The 16,762-nt window shown below is 68.1% G+C and carries 11 protein-coding genes; all 11 read right to left on the bottom strand.

Annotated features, from left to right (window positions below):
* On the bottom strand, positions 1–1,136 hold a 1,136-nt coding region (gene chvE / locus AB0B48_RS24725), incomplete at its 3' end, for a multiple monosaccharide ABC transporter substrate-binding protein (RefSeq protein ID WP_357205462.1).
* A 312-nt stretch (positions 1,137–1,448) separates the two neighbouring features.
* Positions 1,449–3,104 carry a ricin-type beta-trefoil lectin domain protein gene (locus tag AB0B48_RS24720; protein WP_357205459.1) on the bottom strand — a complete coding sequence of 552 codons (1,656 nt, stop codon included), beginning with the start codon at positions 3,102–3,104 and terminating at the stop codon, positions 1,449–1,451.
* 302 nt (positions 3,105–3,406) lie between these two features.
* Positions 3,407–4,393 carry a LacI family DNA-binding transcriptional regulator gene (locus AB0B48_RS24715; protein ID WP_357205456.1) on the bottom strand — a complete coding sequence of 329 codons (987 nt, stop codon included), beginning with the start codon at positions 4,391–4,393 and terminating at the stop codon, positions 3,407–3,409.
* A gap of 411 nt (positions 4,394–4,804) precedes the next feature.
* Positions 4,805–6,925, bottom strand: coding sequence for an RICIN domain-containing protein (locus AB0B48_RS24710; protein WP_357205454.1), 2,121 nt, complete (start codon positions 6,923–6,925; stop codon positions 4,805–4,807).
* A 340-nt stretch (positions 6,926–7,265) separates the two neighbouring features.
* A complete protein-coding gene (araA, locus tag AB0B48_RS24705; RefSeq protein WP_357205451.1) occupies positions 7,266–8,768 on the bottom strand; it encodes an L-arabinose isomerase in 1,503 nt (500 codons plus the stop codon).
* Between the two features lie 26 nt (positions 8,769–8,794).
* Positions 8,795–9,784 (bottom strand): galactofuranose ABC transporter, permease protein YjfF, encoded by a 990-nt coding sequence (gene yjfF / locus AB0B48_RS24700; protein ID WP_355006877.1) that lies wholly within the window; start codon positions 9,782–9,784, stop codon positions 8,795–8,797.
* The gene (locus AB0B48_RS24695) at positions 9,781–10,851 is read right to left on the bottom strand and encodes an ABC transporter permease (RefSeq protein ID WP_355006878.1); all 1,071 of its coding nucleotides are present in this window, start codon (positions 10,849–10,851) and stop codon (positions 9,781–9,783) included. The genes yjfF and AB0B48_RS24695 overlap by 4 nt, the downstream gene beginning before the upstream one ends.
* On the bottom strand, positions 10,848–12,389 hold the full coding sequence (locus AB0B48_RS24690) for a sugar ABC transporter ATP-binding protein (protein ID WP_357205448.1): 1,542 nt from the start codon (positions 12,387–12,389) through the stop codon (positions 10,848–10,850). Before AB0B48_RS24690 ends, AB0B48_RS24695 begins: the two co-directional genes overlap by 4 nt.
* 188 nt (positions 12,390–12,577) lie before the next feature.
* On the bottom strand, positions 12,578–13,576 hold the full coding sequence (locus AB0B48_RS24685; RefSeq protein WP_357205465.1) for an ABC transporter substrate-binding protein: 999 nt from the start codon (positions 13,574–13,576) through the stop codon (positions 12,578–12,580).
* Between the two features lie 137 nt (positions 13,577–13,713).
* Complete coding sequence (locus tag AB0B48_RS24680; protein ID WP_238686382.1) at positions 13,714–14,406, bottom strand: L-ribulose-5-phosphate 4-epimerase; 693 nt, start codon at positions 14,404–14,406, stop codon at positions 13,714–13,716.
* Positions 14,403–16,085, bottom strand: coding sequence for a ribulokinase (araB, locus tag AB0B48_RS24675; protein ID WP_357205443.1), 1,683 nt, complete (start codon positions 16,083–16,085; stop codon positions 14,403–14,405). Before araB ends, AB0B48_RS24680 begins: the two co-directional genes overlap by 4 nt.
* Positions 16,086–16,762 lie beyond the last annotated feature (677 nt).

The following is a 16,762-nucleotide window of genomic DNA, read 5'->3' as shown; positions in this document are numbered from 1 at the left end:
TTGGCCTGACCGGCGGCGACCTCTTCCGCCGTCCAGTAGCCGGAGTCGATCAGCGTCGCCTTGATGTCGTCCTTGTAGACGGTCGCGATCGGCAGCAGGTACGCCGGGACGACCTTGACACCGTTGTTGTACGTCTTGGTGTCGTTGGCCTGCGGCTCCTTCTTCTGAAGGAAGGCCTCGGCCGCGTTCACGGCCTGCTCGGCCAGCAGCCGGGTGTCCTTGAAGACCGTGGAGCTCTGCACGCCGTCGTTGATCAGCTTGATCGAGGCGATCTCCGCGTCCTGGCCGGTCACCACGGGGAGCTTCTTCGCGCCCTTGCCGTAGCCGGCGTTCTGCAGGGCGGTGATGATGCCGCGGGAGATGCCGTCGTACGGCGAGAGCACCCCGTCGACCTTCGAGCCGTCGTTGTAGGCCGAGGTCAGCAGGTTCTCCATCCGCTTCTGCGCGGTCTCCTGCTGCCACCGCAGGGTGGCTACCTGCTCGGGGGTGGTCTGCTTGGACTTGACGACGAGCGTGCCGTCGTCGATGAACGGCTTCAGCGTGTCCATCGCGCCGCCGAAGAAGAACTGGGTGTTGTTGTCATCCAGCGACCCGGCGAAGAGCTCGACGTTCAGCGGCCCCTTGGCGGTGCCCTTCGAGCCGTCCTTGTTCAGCAGGCCGAGACCGACGAGCAGCGCGGTGCCCTGGGCGACGCCAACCTTGTAGTTGTCGAAGCTGACGTAGAAGTCGACGTCCTTGCTGCCACGGATCAGTCGGTCGTAGGAGATGACCGGGATCTTCGCGGCCGCGGCGGCCTGCAGCTGGCTGCTGAGGGCAGTGCCGTCGATCGCGGCGAGGATCAGGACGTCCGCACCCTGGGTGATCATCTGGTCGACCTGCTGCGACTGCGTGGGGATGTCGTCGCCGGCGTACTGGAGGTCGACCTTGTAGCCCTTGGCCTCCAGCTTCGACTTGACCGCGTTGCCGTCGGCGATCCACCGCTCCGACGTCTGGGTCGGCATCGAAACACCGATGGTCAGGTCGCTCGGCTTCTCGTCGCCGGACTTCTCACCGCTGCCCGCACCCCCGCCGCTGCACGCCGCCAAACTCAGCGCGAGTGCCGCGCCGCCGAGAGCAACCAGGAATTTCCTGCCCACGGGCTTCTCCTCTCTGGACTCCCCCGCCGACTGCCGGGGCCCACTGTCATCTTTCGGGTAGTGTTAGCGCTCACATAGATTGCGTCAACACCAGATCCGAAATACCGGTGTCACGGTCTCGTAACGGAGCATCCAGGCGAGCGTAGCCATGTGGCCGATCCGCCGGAAGGGCAGGACGCGGCAACTCTGCGTGTTCGTCCGCCGCACTCTACAGACGGATGCCCCCGGACGACATCTGTCGTCCGCGGGCACCAGCACCACCGTCGGATCAGGCGGGCCGCCTCGACCTCGGCGGTCGGCGACCCCGGTCGGCTACCGCTGCGACCACCGCTGGTTCGCCGCCGCGGTGCAGGTCCAGAGGATCACCGTGGTGCCGTTGGCCGTCGCGTTGTTGTTGACGTCCAGGCAGAGCCCGGTCTGCGCGTTGCTGATCGTGCCGTTGGAGTTGACCGCCCATTGCTGGTTGGTCCCGCCGTTGCAGTCCCAGATCTGCACCTTGGCGCCGGCCGCGGCGTTCGACGGCGCGTCCAGGCACTTGCCCAGGGCCTGAAGGGTCTGGCCGCTCCTGGTCCAGCGCTGGTTGGCGGCGCCGTTGCAGTCCCAGATGACCGGCTGCGTGCCGTTCGTCGTGTTGCTGTTCGGCACGTCGAGGCAGCGGCCGGAGGAGGCGCTGGCATACGCGCTCGACGTGGTCGGCGGCGGCGTCGTCGGAGGAGTCGTCCCGCCACCGCTGACCCGGTACACCACGGTGCCGTGGGCGGGGACGCTGGCGCTGATGGTCCCGCTGCTGGTGCTCGTGCCGCCGGTCCACGCCTCGACCAGGGTGAACGACGAGCCGGACTTGCCGATGGCCGCTGTCGTGGTCGAGATCGTCGTCGTCGAGCCGCCCTGGTTGAGGAGGGCGACGGCGACGTCACCGTTGGCGAGCCGCTTGGCCAACACCCGACGCGTGCCGTCGAACGACACCTGCGCCCCCTGCAACCCGAGCGAGTCCTGGTTGATCGCGATCAGGTTGGCGTTCTTGAGGATGGTCTGCGTGGCGGCGTTCATGTTCCGCACGTCGTTGCCGGCGATCAGCGGAGACGCCATGATCGCCCACATGGCGAAGTGGCTGCGCATCTCCGTGTCGTTCATGCCGCCGCGACCGACCTCCATCATGTCGGGGTCGTTGAACCCACCCGGGCGCGCGTAGGACGCCAGCGGAACGGTCACGTTGATGATGTTCTGGATGCCCATCGGGTACCCGTTGCTCTGGCCGGTGTCCCACGCGTTGGTGATGTCCTCGGTGGTTCGCCACATGTTCGCCACGTCGCCCCAGTTGCGCTGCGGGCCGGTCTTGGCGTGGATGCTGTTGGAGTTGATGCTGTAGACGATCGGTCGGCCGGTGGCGGCCAGGGCGTCACGCATCTTGGCGAAGGTGGTCACCTGGTCGTTGATGCTGCCCTCCGGCGAGCACCAGTCGTACTTGAGGAAGTCGACGCCCCAGGCGGCGAACTGGCGTGCGTCCTGCACCTCGTGGCCGCGGCTGCCGGTCGCGCCGGGGTAGGAGCCGAAGTACTGGGCACAGGTCTTGTCGACCGGCACCTGATAGAGGCCGAACTTCAGGTTCCGGGCGTGCAGATAGTCGCCGAGCGCCTTCATTCCGCTGGGGAACCGGGTGGGGTCGCCCTGGATGTTGCCGGAGCTGTCGCGGTTGGGGTTGAACCAGCAGTCGTCGACCACGACGTAGTTGTAGCCCAGGTCGCGCATGCCGCTGCTGACGATCGCATCAGCCGTCTGCCGGATCAGCGCCTCGTTGATGTTGCAGCCGAACGAGTTCCATGAATTCCAACCCATGGGGGGCGTACGCGCCACGCCGTTGTCGAGTGCCTGCGCCGCCGGGGCACGGAGGCCGACGAGGGTGCCGGCGATCAGTATTCCGGCCGCCAGTACGCTCCCCCAGCGACGACCTCGGGTATTGCGGTTCATCGAGCCTCCTGTCAGTGACGCCCGCCCGTGATTACGATCTCTGGTCGGTACGCCGATAGTTGGGTGCCAATTTTTGTTAGCGTTAACAGAGACGCCCATCATGTTACGGCGACATTTCACGAGGTTCAATACCTTCACCGCTCTGCATCGCTAGACATCGATTGGTCACACTGTGCAACCCATCGAGTCACGTCTTATCAGACGAGGAAGGCGGAATTCGCGCACGCTGGCGCGGACCCATACGCGCTGCGGTGGGACTGCTCCCCGCCACTACGCGGGGCGACCTGCGGTTGCTCCGACGGTCAGCGGCGAGGTGGAGCGACGCTCTCGCGGGCGACCAGAGCGGGGGCGATGGTCTGCCGCAGCGCCCCGCCGGTGCCCGACTCGATCTGCGACAGCAGCATCTGCAGGCTCGCTCGCGCCACCGCGTCGAAGTCCGGTCGGACGGTGGTCAGTGGCGGAATGAAGTACGCCGCCTCCGGCACGTCGTCGAAGCCGACCACGCTGATCTCGTGCGGCACCTGTCGGCCGAACTCGTGCAGCGCCCGCAGCACGCCCAGCGCGAGATGGTCGTTGGCGGTGAAGACGGCGGTGACCTCCGGCATCCGCGCCAACATCTGCCCGCACCGGTAACCGGAGGCCGCGGACCAGTCCCCCGGCATCGGCGGCGGCGGATCCAGCCCGGCGGCCAGCAACGCCTGCCTCCAACCGTCGATCCGACCCACGCTGTCGAACCAGTCGGTCGGCCCGGAGACGTGCCAGACGGTGCGGTGCCCGGCGTCGAGCAGATGTTGCGTCGCTGCCCGGGCGCCCGCCACCTGGTCGACGGTCACCAACGGCACCGGCCGACTCGGGTCACCGTCGACCGTGACCAGCGGGACATCCTTGGGCAGGCGCTCCAGCGCCTCACCGGCCGACTCGACCGGGGCGATGACCACGATGCCGGCGACCCGGTGCGACAGGTGCCGCTCCACGGCGGCCGAGATGGAGCGGTGGTCCAGGTTCCGCACGCTGCCGACGCTGACCGCGAAGCCCTCTTCGGCGGCGGTCTGCTCCAGCGCGGCCAGCAGCGATGCCGGACCGTAGAGCGTCGTGTTCTGCGCGACCACGCCGATGACCTGCGATCGACCGGTCACCAGGGCGCGTGCCGCGCCGTTGGGGCGGTAGCCGAGTTCGGCAATCGCCGCGCGGACCCGAAGCCGGGTCTGCTCACGGACGTTGGGGTGCCCGTTGAGCACCCGCGACACCGTCTGATGGGAGACACCGGCGAGACGAGCAACGTCCGTCATCGCGGGACCGTGGACGGCCATTTCGCTCCCCCCGCTACATCTCCGGCCCGCGGCCCGTCGACGTCGACTGGAGCGGTCCGGCCCGATCCCCCTCGCTCAGTCACCACGCCGGTGCTGAATCCCAGGTGACCAGCGCTGGATCGCCGACAGTCTACGCCAGCAACGACCCCGGACACGGCATGCCTGTGCGGGGACCGCCCGACGCGCCGAAGCCGTACAACGCGGTGCCGTCCGGAATCCCGCACCAACCGGTACGGGACATGGTCCTTGTGTGGTGCGCCGGCCTGTTCCTCACTCCTGGACAGAGCGCGGAACAGGCCGGCGAGGACCTGACGCGGTGGCGCGGGCAACACATGCCGCCAGGCCTGCGTCGCAGCGCCACCGGTCAGAGCGATCGTCGTGTGATCGGTGTCACGGGGTGGTCAGGTCGAAACGCCGCACGGTGACCGCGCCACCGAGCGCCTGCGTCGCGTGGTTGAACACGGCGAACCGGTAGCCCATGAAGAACTGCCAGTTGTTCGCCAGTGTCAGGGCGTTGCCGAACGAGGTGAAGTTCACCCCGTCCGTGCTGTACGAGAAGCGTGCCTGTCGGCCGGAACCAGGTCTGATGTCGGCGTTGGCGCGCAACCAGATCCGGCCACCGGAGACGGCGGTGCTCGCCACCTCGCTGCCGGTACTCGTGGTGTTCCAGCTGCCGTCCATCGTCAGACCGTTCTGCATCACCAGCCGGGTGGAGCCGTTGTCGCGTCTGATTCCGATCCAGGCCGACGAGTTGCGCAGCACCGCCAGGCCGGTGCGGTCACCGTCGCGCATGGTGGAGTAGTCCAACTCGATGGTCGCGGTCGAGGTGGGACCCTGGATGCGGTGGGTCAGCGTGTTGCGCGCCTTGTACAGGTCACCGGTGACGGTGGCGGTCTGCAGGTTCAGCCCGTTGTTGACCGACCACTTGCTGTTGTCCGGGTTGTGGTTCCACTCCCACTGCGGGCCGAGCGTGGTGCCGGCGAACGTGTCGGTGCCGGTGAGCGGCTTGACCGCCCGGGGCGGGGCGGGCAGATTCGGCTTCGGGTACGAACTGCCCCACGCGCCGTTGACCGTCTGCAGCACGGGCCACCCGTCGCCGGTCCAGGTGATCGGGGCCAGGGCCGGCATCCGACCACCGGGGTACGCGTCGACGAAGGACATGTAGTACCAGTCCCCGTTCTGGGTCTGCACCAGCCCACCCTGGTGCGGCACACCGCCACCGGAGATCGGGCCGGGCAGGTTGAGCAGCACCTGACGCTGCTCGTACGGGCCGAACGGGCCGTTCGTCGACTTCAGCACGTACTGGCCGTTGGCCGGGCGGGTGAGCCAGATGTAGTACGCGCCGTTGCGCTTGTAGAAGCGGGCGCCTTCCAGCGTCCCGATGCTCGACGGCGTCTGGTACACCTGCTGGGCACGAACCTGGGACTTCCCGTCCGCGGAGAGCTGCGCGACGCTGATGGTGCCGTTGCCGTACGCGACGTACGGGGTGTCGTTGTCGTCGAACAGCAGGCCGGCGTCGTAGTAGCAGTTGGGGATGGTGGCGTGCTTGCTCCACGTGCTGTCGACGGCGGACGCGGTGTAGATGTGGGTCTGCGCGAAGTCGATGCACCCGGCCCAGTAGTACTGCCTGTTGCTCGGCCGGTAGTTCAACGTCGACGCCCAGATCCCGTCGACGTACGCGTTACCGCCGCTCATGTCGTACTTCGACCCGAAGTCGAGTCGGGGTACGGCGTGACCCGCGAACTCCCAGTTCACCAGGTCGTACGAGCGCAGGACCGGCGCGCCGGGCGAGTAGTGCATGGTGGACGACGTCAGGTAGTAGACGTTGTCGACCCGGATGATGTCGACGTCGGCGAAGTCCTGCCAGATGGCCGGGTTCGAGAACGTACCGTTCGACGGGGGCGGCGTGGTGGGGGGCGGCGTCGTGGGGTCGGTCCCGCCGTCGACGCGGACGAACTGCCACTGCTGGTTGGTGCCGTTCCAGTCGTCGTACTGCACGATGTTGCCGCCGTCGGCGGTCGAGGCGCCCTGCACCTCCATCACCTTGTTGCTGTTGCGGTTGATCAACCGAACGTAGCCACCGTCGGAGTCGGCAAGCCGGAACTGCTGGTTGGTGCCATTGGTGTCGCTCCACTGCACGATGCTGCCGCCGTTGGCGGTCGAGAAGCCCGAGACGTCCAGCACCTTGCCGGAGAGCCGCGACTTCACCCGGTAGTAGCCACCACCGGAGTCGACGAACTGCCACTGCTGCTGATTGCCGCTGTTGCGGGTCCACTGGGTGATCCGCGCGCCGTCGTTCGTCGCCAGGTTGTAGACGTCCAGCGCCTTGCCGCTGTTGCGGTTCACCAACACGTACCACGCATTGGTGTCGACAGTCGCCGCTGACGCGGGCGACGAGGCGACGGCTGAGGCCGCGCCACCGACCACCAGTGCCATCGCGGCGACAGCAAGTCTCGACAGCCACCCGCGCCGACGTGGCGCACCCCGGGGAACCCGACCGATGGAAAGCATGATCCTCCTCTGCTGACGCGAACCGAGCGATCTGGGTCGGCGTCTGCGGCACCGGGCGGGGCGCCAATCTGACCGAGCCCGACCATGTGATCGCTAACACCGCCAGCCCGACAGTGACGGCGACGAGATGCCGAAACCGGGAGAGGTGGGGAGCGCGTGGCCGGACAGCCAAAGACATCGACCATCTTGGCTATAGACTGTGAGCGATAACATGCTGTTAGTCAAGCCGTAACACAGCCGCCTCGCGTCGCTGCCAGGACCACACGCGAACGGGTGGTCCACCCAGCCCGCAGGCAGGGATGGACCACCCGTATCGAGGGGGGCCGTCAGGCCGCGCTGATCAGAAGCCGCGAGCCAGCCGGTGGTAGGCCTGGTTCCAGCGCAGCTCGTCGGCGAAGCGGCGAGGCTCCGTGGCGGCGTCGATGACGACCAGCTCGGTGCGGCTCATCTCCGCCAGGTCGTGCAGCTCCTCCACGCCCACCGCCTGCGACAGGACGGTGTGGTGCGGGGCGCCCGCGGTGATCCACGACTCGGCCGAGACCGGCAGGTCGGGGCGCGGACGCCAGACGGCACGGGCAACCGGCAGCCGGCGCAGTGGTTGCGGCGGGGCCACCACGTCGATCTCGTTGGCCACGAGCCGGAAGCGCTCCCCCATGTCGGCCAGCCCGAGCACCACGGCCGGACCGGCAGCGGCGTCGAACACCAACCGGACCGGGTCCTCCCGGCCACCGATGCTCAGCGGATGGATCTCCACGTTGGGTACGTCGGAGGCGATGGTCGGACAGACCTCCAGCATGTGGGCGCCCAGCACCAACTCGTTGCCGGGGGTGAGGTCGTAGGTGTAATCCTCCATGAACGACGTGCCGCCGCTCACGCCCACCGACATCGCCTTGAGGGTGCGGACCAGGACCGAGGTCTTCCAGTCGCCCTCACCGCCGAAGCCGTAGCCGTCCGCCATCAGCCGCTGCACGGCGATGCCCGGAAGCTGACGCAGCCCACCGAGGTCCTCGAAGTTCGTCGTGAAGGCCCGGAAACCGCCAGCGTCCAGGAAGGCGCGCATGCCCAGCTCCAGGCGCGCGGCGTACCGCAGCGAGTCGTGCTGCTCGCCGCCGGGCAGCAGCGCGCCGACGATGCGGTAGGTGTCCTCGTACTCCTTGACCAGGTCGTCCACCTGCGCGTCGGTGACCTCGCCGACCACCTCGACCAGGTCGTTGACCCCGTAGGTGTTGACCGAGACCCCGAACCGCAGCTCGGCCTCGACCTTGTCGCCCTCGGTCACCGCGACGTCGCGCATGTTATCACCGAAACGGGCCAGGCGCAGCGACCGCATCGCCGACCAGCCCAGCGCGGCGCGGGCCCACGCCCCGACCCGATTGGTCACCCGCGGGTCACTGACGTGCCCGGCCACCGTCTTGCGGGCCACGCCGAGACGCGTCTGGATGTACCCGAACTCGCGGTCGCCGTGGGCGGCCTGGTTCAGGTTCATGAAGTCCATGTCGATGTCGTTCCACGGCAGCAGAACGTTGGCCTGGGTGTGCAGGTGCAGCAGCGGTGTCTGCAACGCGTCCAGACCGGAGATCCACATCTTGGCCGGCGAGAACGTGTGCATCCAGGCGATGACCCCGACGGCACCCTGAGCGGCGGCGTCCCGGCAGACCTGCAGAATCTCACCGCTGTTGGTCAGGACGGGCTTCCAGACCACGCGGGCGGGAATCTGCGGCGAGTCGTCGAGCGCGGCCGCGATCTGGCGAGACTGCTCTGCCACCTGGCGGAGCGTCTCCTCGCCGTACATGCCTTGGCTGCCGGTGAGGAACCAGATCTCGGGTTCGGTGTGTGGTGCCATGGAGTTGCCTTCCGCGAGAGGGGCGGTCACTTGTAACGGATTCCGATGAGGCGCTGAAGCAGGATGAACGCGAAGAGCAGACCGCCAATCACGATCTTGGTCCACCAGGAGTTGAGGCTCCCGTCGAAGGTGATGAGAGTCTGGATCACGCCGAGGACCAGCACGCCGAGCACCGTGCCGAAGACGTAACCCGCGCCGCCGGTGAGCACAGTGCCACCGATGACGACGGCGGCAATGACGTCCAGCTCCATCCCCACGGCGATCAGCGGCGCGCCGGAGAGGGTGTAGAAGGACAGCAGGATCCCGCCGATGGCCGAGCACAGACCACTGATCGTGTAGACGGCGATCCGGGTCCGCCCCACCGGCAGGCCCATCAGCAGCGCCGACTGCGGGTTGCCGCCGATGGCGTACACGTTGCGTCCCAGCCGGGTGTAGGCCAGCACGTACGCGGCGATGACGACCACCACGAAGGCGATCAGCACGCTGATCGACACGAAGTTGCCCCGCGGGTCCCCGATCCGCTCCTGCGACATCGAGGTCCAGAACCCGTCGGTGATCGGGATCGACGCGCCGGAGATGAAGGTGCACATGCCCCGGGCGAAGAACATCCCGGCGAGCGTCACGATGAACGGCTGGATCTCGAAGAAGTGGATGACGCAGCCCATCAACAGGCCGAGCGTCGGACCGATGAGCAGGGCGATGACCAGCACCAGCGCCGCCGGCATGCCGTCCTGCAGCAGCGCGGCCGACACCATCGCCGTCATCGCGACCACCGAACCGACCGACAGGTCGATGCCCCCGGTGAGGATCACGAAGGTCATGCCCACCGCGACGACGAGCAGGAAGCCGTTGTCGATGAAGACGTTGAAGATGACCTGGACGTTGGAGAACGCCGTGTACTGCGAGACGCCGATGCCGTACATCACCAACAGCAGGGCGAGCGTCGCCAGGACCGGTATCTGCTTCCTCGGCAGCCGAAACCGGGTACGACCGGCGGTAAGCGTTCCAGTGGTCATGCCGGCACCTGCTCCTTCGGCTTGTCGGCGATGGTGGCGGGCGGCGGGACGTTGCGCCTACGTCGGCTGAACCGGGCCCGGAAGGCCGGCGCCTGGATGAGGCAGACGGCGATGACGACGACCGCCTTGAACAGCAGCGAGGTCTGCGGCGAGATGTCCATGGCGTACACCGTGGTGGTCAGGGTCTGGATGATCAGCGCGCCGATGATCGTGCCACTCAGGAAGAACCGGCCGCCCGCGAGGGACGTACCGCCGATGACGACAGCGAGGATCGCGTCCAGCTCGACCCAGAGGCCGGCGGCGTTGCCGTCGGCGCTGGAGACGTTCGCCGTCATCATGAAACCGGCGACCGCGGCACACGCGGCGCTGATCACGTACGCCAGAAAGATGACCCGGCCGGACCGGATGCCGGCCAGCCGGCTGGCCATGGCGTTGCCGCCCACCGACTCGATGATCATGCCGAGTGCGGTGCGACGGGTGAACGCGGCGACGAGCAGGGCCGCGGCGAGCGCGATGAAGATGGCCAGCGGCAGCGTCAACGCGTGGCCCAGGCCGATCGCCCGGTACGGCTCGGAGTTGATGGTGATGATCTGGCCCTCAGTGATCAGCTGGGCGAGACCTCGACCGGCGACCATCAGGATCAGGGTGGCGATGATCGGTTGGATCCCGATCACGGCCACCAGCACCCCGTTCCAGGCACCGAGCACGAGCGCGACGCCCATCGCCATCGCGAGGGCGGTCACCACCACGCCAAGGCTGTTCTGGTCGGGCTGCTTGCTGATGTACATGCAGGCGATCGCGCCGCTGATCGCGCAGAGCGAGCCCACCGACAGGTCGATGCCGCCGGTGGAGATGACCAGGGTCATGCCCAGCGCGACGAGGATCAGCGGTGCGCTCAGCCGAAGGATGTCGACCGGCGTGCCGTACAGGTGCCCGTCCTTGAGCTCGACGGACAGGAACCCGGGCCGGTAGATCGTGTTCGCGGCGAGCATGACGAACAGCACGGCGGCGGGCCAGAACAGCCGGTGACCCATCATCGTCCGATAGCGGCTCATGGTGTCGTTCATCGGTCTGCCTCCTCCCGGTGGGATCCGCTGGCGATGGTCTGCATGACGCGGTCGGCGTCCAGGCTCTCGTCGTTGGCGAGCTGCGCGACCATCTGCCGGTCCCGCATGACGGCCACCTTGTGGCTGAGGCGCAGCACCTCCTCCAGCTCGGCGGAGATGAACAGCACCGCCATGCCCCCGTCGGACAGCTGCGTCACGAGCTTCTGGATTTCGGTCTTAGCCCCGATGTCGATGCCCCGGGTCGGCTCGTCGAGGATCAGCAGTCGCGGCTCGGTGATCAACCACCGGGCCAGCAGCACCTTCTGCTGATTGCCGCCGGAGAGGTTGCGGACCGGCACCTCCGGGTCGGCGGGCCGGATGTTGAGGGCCTTGACGTACTTGTCGACCAGCTCGTCCTGGCGGCGACGCGGAATGGGCCGCAGCCAGCCGCGGGCCGCCTGCATCGCGAGGATCATGTTCTCGCGGACCGAGAGGTCCGCGACGATCCCCTCGGCCCGGCGGTTCTCCGAACAGAAGCCCACGCCGTGGTCGATGGCCTGCGCGGGGGTGCGCAGGCCGCTCGCCGTGCCGTCGATCGCCACCTGGCCGCCGTCGCTCCGGTCGGCGCCGAACAACAACCGCGCGACCTCGGTACGCCCCGAGCCCAGCAGGCCGGCCAGGCCCACCACCTCGCCGGCGTGGATGGTGAGGCTGAACGGCTCGACCGCCCCCGCCCGACCGAAGTTCGACACCGCCACCAGGGGGGTGCCCTCCTCCAGCGCGGCCAGGTCCCGCCGGGAGTGTTCCTCGATGCCCTCCAGGACGTCGAGCTCCTTGCCGATCATCTTCTCGACCAGGGAGAGCTGGGGCAGCTCGGTGGTGAGGTACTCGCCGACGAGCCCGCCGTTGCGCAGCACGGTGATCCGGTCGGCGATCTCGTAGACCTGGTCGAGGAAGTGGGTCACGAACAGGATGGCGATGCCCTCGTCGCGTAGTTGCCGCATGATGCGGAACAGCTGCGCCACCTCGCTGGCGTCGAGGCTGGACGTCGGTTCGTCCAGGATCAGCACCCGGGCCTTGATGTCGATGGCGCGAGCGATGGCGACCATCTGCTGGATCGCGAGCGAGTACGAGCCGAGTGGCGCGCTGACGTCGAGGTCGAGGTCGAGGCGGGAGAGCAGGTCTCGGGCGCGGCGGCGAACCTCACCCCAGCGGACGGCGCCGAAAACCCGGGGCTCCCGGCCGATGAAGATGTTCTCCGCCACCGAGAGGTTGGTGCAGAGGTTGACTTCCTGGAAAACGGTGCTCACACCGGCCGCGGTCGCCTGCATCGGACCGGTGAACGACACGGCCTCGCCGTCGAGGGTGATCGCGCCCTCATCGGTGTCGTAGACGCCGGTGAGCACCTTGATGAGCGTGGACTTGCCGGCGCCGTTCTCGCCCATCAGGGCGTGCACCTCGCCGGGGAAGAGCCGGAAGTTGACGTCATGGAGTGCGCGCACCCCGGGGAAGGATTTGCTGATCCCGGTCATCGTCAGGACCGGACGGCTATCCGTCATCCCATCAGACCTCTTCTGGGTTCTCGACACGGAAGGGCCGCTACGCTCCCGCCACGCCCGCCCGGTCGTCCGTGGGGGACGCTCGGGCGGGCGTGGTACGGGGGTCGTCGCGGGCCAAGCCCGGTCCGTTTCGGGTAGGGAAGCGACGCGGCGGGGCCGCCACGCGAACGCGGCGACCCCGTCGTCGATCAGTACTTGCGGTTGGGCAGAGCTTCCTTGGCCTGCTCGGTCGTGAAGGTGGTCTCCTCGGTCTCGATCCGAGCAGGCACCGTCTCGCCGGCCTTGACCTTCTTGGCCAGGTCCATCAGCTGCGGGCCGAGCAGCGGGCTGCACTCCGCGATGAAGTTGAACTTCCCGTCGGCGAGAGCCTGCATGCCGTCCTTGACAGCGTCGATCGTGATGATGGTGATGTCCTTGCCCGGCACCTTGCCAGCGGCGGTGATCGCCTCGAGCGCGCCCAGGCCCATGTCGTCGTTGTGCGCGAACAACACGTCGATCTGCTTGTTGGCCTTGAGGAACTGCTCCATGACCTGCTTGCCGCCGGCCCGGGTGAAGTCACCCGTCTGAGAGGCGATGACCTTCAGGTTCGGGTTGGCGGCGATCGCCTCGGCGAAGCCCTTCTTGCGGTCGTTGGCCGGTGCCGCGCCGGTGCTGCCCTGCAGCTCGACGATGTTCACCGGACCCGAGGCGGTCTTCTTCTGCTCGACCAGCCACTCACCCGCGAGCTTGCCCTCCTTGACGAAGTCCGAGCCGAGGAAGGTCTTGTACAGCGACTTGTCGGCCGAGTCCACCGAGCGGTCGGTCAGGATGACCGGGATGCCGGCGTCCTTCGCCTCCTTGAGCACGGTGTCCCACCCGGACTCCACCACCGGCGAGAAGGCGATCACGTCGACCTTCTGCTGGATGTAGTTGCGGATCGCCTTGATCTGGTTTTCCTGCTTCTGCTGCGCGTCGTCGAACTTCAGCTCGATGCCGGCCGCCGTGGCGGCCTCCTTGATCGAGATGGTGTTGGCGGTACGCCATCCGCTCTCCGCACCGACCTGGGAGAAGCCCATGGTGATCTTGCCGTCGTCCTTGGTGCCGCCGCCACCGCCGGTGTCACTGTTGCCACAGGCCGCCACGCCGCCGACCAGCAGCACGCTGGCGAGGACCGCGGCAGCGCGCCACCGAACGGACTGCGTTCGCATCTTTCCCATCGAATCTCCTTGGCTGGATGTGGTGGGTAACCGCGCCGACCGCAGAGGTGCGAGAAGCGGCGTACGCGGGTGGTGCGTGCTGGTGCGTCGTGGTGCAGACCGACGGGTCCCGGGTCTTCGGTGCAGGGTCAGGAACCCGCCGGTGCGACTGGTTGTTGGCCGTAGACGTTCTGGTAGCGGTCGTAGAGCGAGTCGATGTCGGCCTGCGCCATCGGGACCGGCTGCCCGAGGGTGTGGGCCAGGTGCGCGGTACGCGCCACGTCCTCGCACATGACCGCTGCCTTGACCGCCGCGCGGGCGTCACGGCCGATGGTGAACACGCCGTGGTTGCGCATCAGCACCGCCGGCGAGCGGTGCCCGGCGAGCGTGGCGACGATGCCCTTGCCGATGTCGTCACCGCCGATCAGCGCGAACGGGCCGATCGGGATCTCCCCACCGAACTCGTCGGCCTGGGCGGTGAGGTGGCAGGGGATCGACTCCCCACACGCGGCCCAGGCGGTCGCGTACGAGCTGTGCGTGTGCACGACCCCGCCGACCTCGGGCATGGCCCGGTAGACGTAGGCGTGGGCGGCGGTGTCGCTGGACGGGGCGAAGTCGCCCTCGACGAGAACGCCGTCGAGGTCGCACACCACCATCGTGGCCGCGGTGAGGTCGTCGTAGCTCACCCCACTCGGCTTGATCACCATCAGGTCCTGGCCGGGGACCCGCGCGGAGACGTTGCCGGACGTCCAGGCGACCAGGTTGTACCGGGTCAGCTCGGCGTGCAGGCGGGCCACGGTCTCGCGCAGCTCGGCGATCTGTCGGGTCACCTCGGCGTTCACGCCACCACCTCCAACGGGGCATCGTGGGTGGTCGCGGCGGTCTCGACCGCCGCGTTGCGGATCGCCCGCAGGCGGAGCATGACGTCGTTGCCGCCACGACCGAAGTGGTCGTGCAGCGTCCGGTACTCGGCGTAGAGGGCGTCGTAGGCGCGGGCCCGCTCGGGGTCCGGACGGTAGACGGCCTCATGCACCCGACCCATGGCCTGCGACGCCTCGTGGATCGAGGGGAACTCACCGGCGGCGACGGCGGCGTGGATCGCCGAGCCCAGCGCCGGCCCCTGCGCCGAGGCGATGATGTTAAGCGGTCGCCTGGTCACGTCGGCGTAGATCTGCATCAGCAGCGCGTTGTTGGTCAGACCACCGGCGATCACCAGGTCGTTCACCGGAACTCCGGCGTCGACGAACGCCTCGATGATCATCCGGGTGCCGTACGCGGTGGACTCCAGCAGGGCCCGGTAGATGTCCGCCGGCCGGGTGGCCAGGGTCATGCCGACGATCATCCCGCTGAGGTCGTGGTTGACCAGCAGGGAACGGTTGCCGTTCCACCAGTCCAACGCGATCAGGCCGTGCGCGCCGACGGGCTGACTCGCGGCCAGCTCGGTGAGGCGTTCGTGCGAGTCGACGCCGGCCGGGGCGGCGTGCTCGACGAACCAGCCGAAGATGTCGCCGACACCGCTCTGCCCGGCCTCGTAACCCCACGCGCCGGGGCTGATGCCCCCATCAACCACACCGCACATGCCGGCCACCTCGGCGACCTCCGCGCCGTTGACGACGTGACAGGTCGAGGTGCCCATGATGGCGACCAGCCGACCGGGCTGCACCGCCTGCGCGGACGCCGCGGTGACGTGCGCGTCGACGTTGCCGACGGCCACCGCGATCCCCTCCGGCAGGCCGGTCCAGGCGGCGGCCTGGGCGGTGAGCGCGCCGGCCCGGGCCCCGAGGGGCAGCAACGGGCCGTCGAGCTTGGCCACGAAGTCGCCGAAGTTGGGGTTGAGAGCGGTCAGGAAGCCCTCGGAGGGGTAGTGACCGTCCTGCAGGATGCCCTTGTAGCCGGCCGTGCAGACGTTGCGGGTCTCGGTGCCGCAGAGCTGCCAGACGATCCAGTCGGCGGCCTCGATGAAGCGCTCGGCCCGGTCGTAGACCTCCGGGTCCTCCTCCAGGAGCTGCAGGCCCTTGGCGTACTGCCACTCGGCGGAGATCTTGCCGCCGTACCGGCCGATCCACGGCTCGGCCCGCTCGTGGGCGAGCGCGTTGATCCGGTCGGCGTGCGGCTGCGCGGCGTGGTGCTTCCACAGCTTCACCCAGGCGTGCGGGCGGTCGCGCAGCTCGGGCGTCTCGCACAGCGGGGTGCCGTCGGCGAGCGTCGGCAGCACGGTGCAGGCGGTGAAGTCGATGCCGATGCCGACCACCGCCGCCGGGTCCACCCCCGCGGCGGACAGTGCCGCCGGGACGGCGTACCTCAGCACGTCGCGGTAGTCCTGCGGGTTCTGCAGGGCCCAGTCCGGGGGCAGCGTTCGGCCTCCCGGGAGAGCCGTACTGATCACGCCATCGCCGTACTCGTGCACCGCGGTCCCCAACTCGGCACCATCGCCGACACGGACCACCAGAGCTCGCCCGGACAGGGTGCCATAGTCGACACCGACGACGTAGCGGTCGTCAGCTCCGTCCACACGGTTCATGTTCACCTCCACCGTTAACGGGGATAGTGTTAACGCTCACATCCAGCCTCGTCAAGACATCTACCCGCAACAGCTCCGTAACGGAACGCGAAAGGCGGGCCGACTCGGGAGGTAAATAGCAAACCGGCCCAGAATCACCATTTCGCCCTCAACTGCGGCAACCATCCGACGATTGGGGCCCGCCCCGGGTACGAACGCCGCCCCGGAGAGCCGCCAACAGGGCGACGTGACAGGTCTGGTCCGCCGCACATTGCGACATCGCCGTCCGATAGCTGCCACTTCTCCCCCGGAGATGATGGCAGCGATAACATTCCCGAGGCGTCACTGTCGCGTGCTCGAACCCGCTTGGCAGCCATCGACGACCATGCTGGCTCTTGGCTGAGCGCCGCCGGAGGGCGACCCACCCGACGCGAAGCCGGGCCACCACCCAGTGTTATCGATAACATTCAACGTCTTGGTGTGCCCGCCCTGCGCGGTCGCCCCGCGCGCCCGACGGCGCGTCGGGCGACCCGGAGGCAAAGCTCTACTCGGGCTCTCTTTCACGTCGCGGGGTCGCGGGGTCGCGGGCGGAGTGATCAGGCGCGTTCGGACCGGGCCACCGCGGCCTGGTCGACCTCGGCCAACGCGGCCAACTGACGTTGGCTCAGGTCGCGCAGCTGTCGTTGCTGCCGCGCGGC

Source organism: Micromonospora sp. NPDC049089, assembly GCF_040648775.1.
GTDB lineage: Bacteria > Actinomycetota > Actinomycetes > Mycobacteriales > Micromonosporaceae > Micromonospora.
The sequence above is the reverse complement of the archived record's forward strand: the minus strand, read 5'-3'. Positions and strand labels throughout refer to the sequence as shown.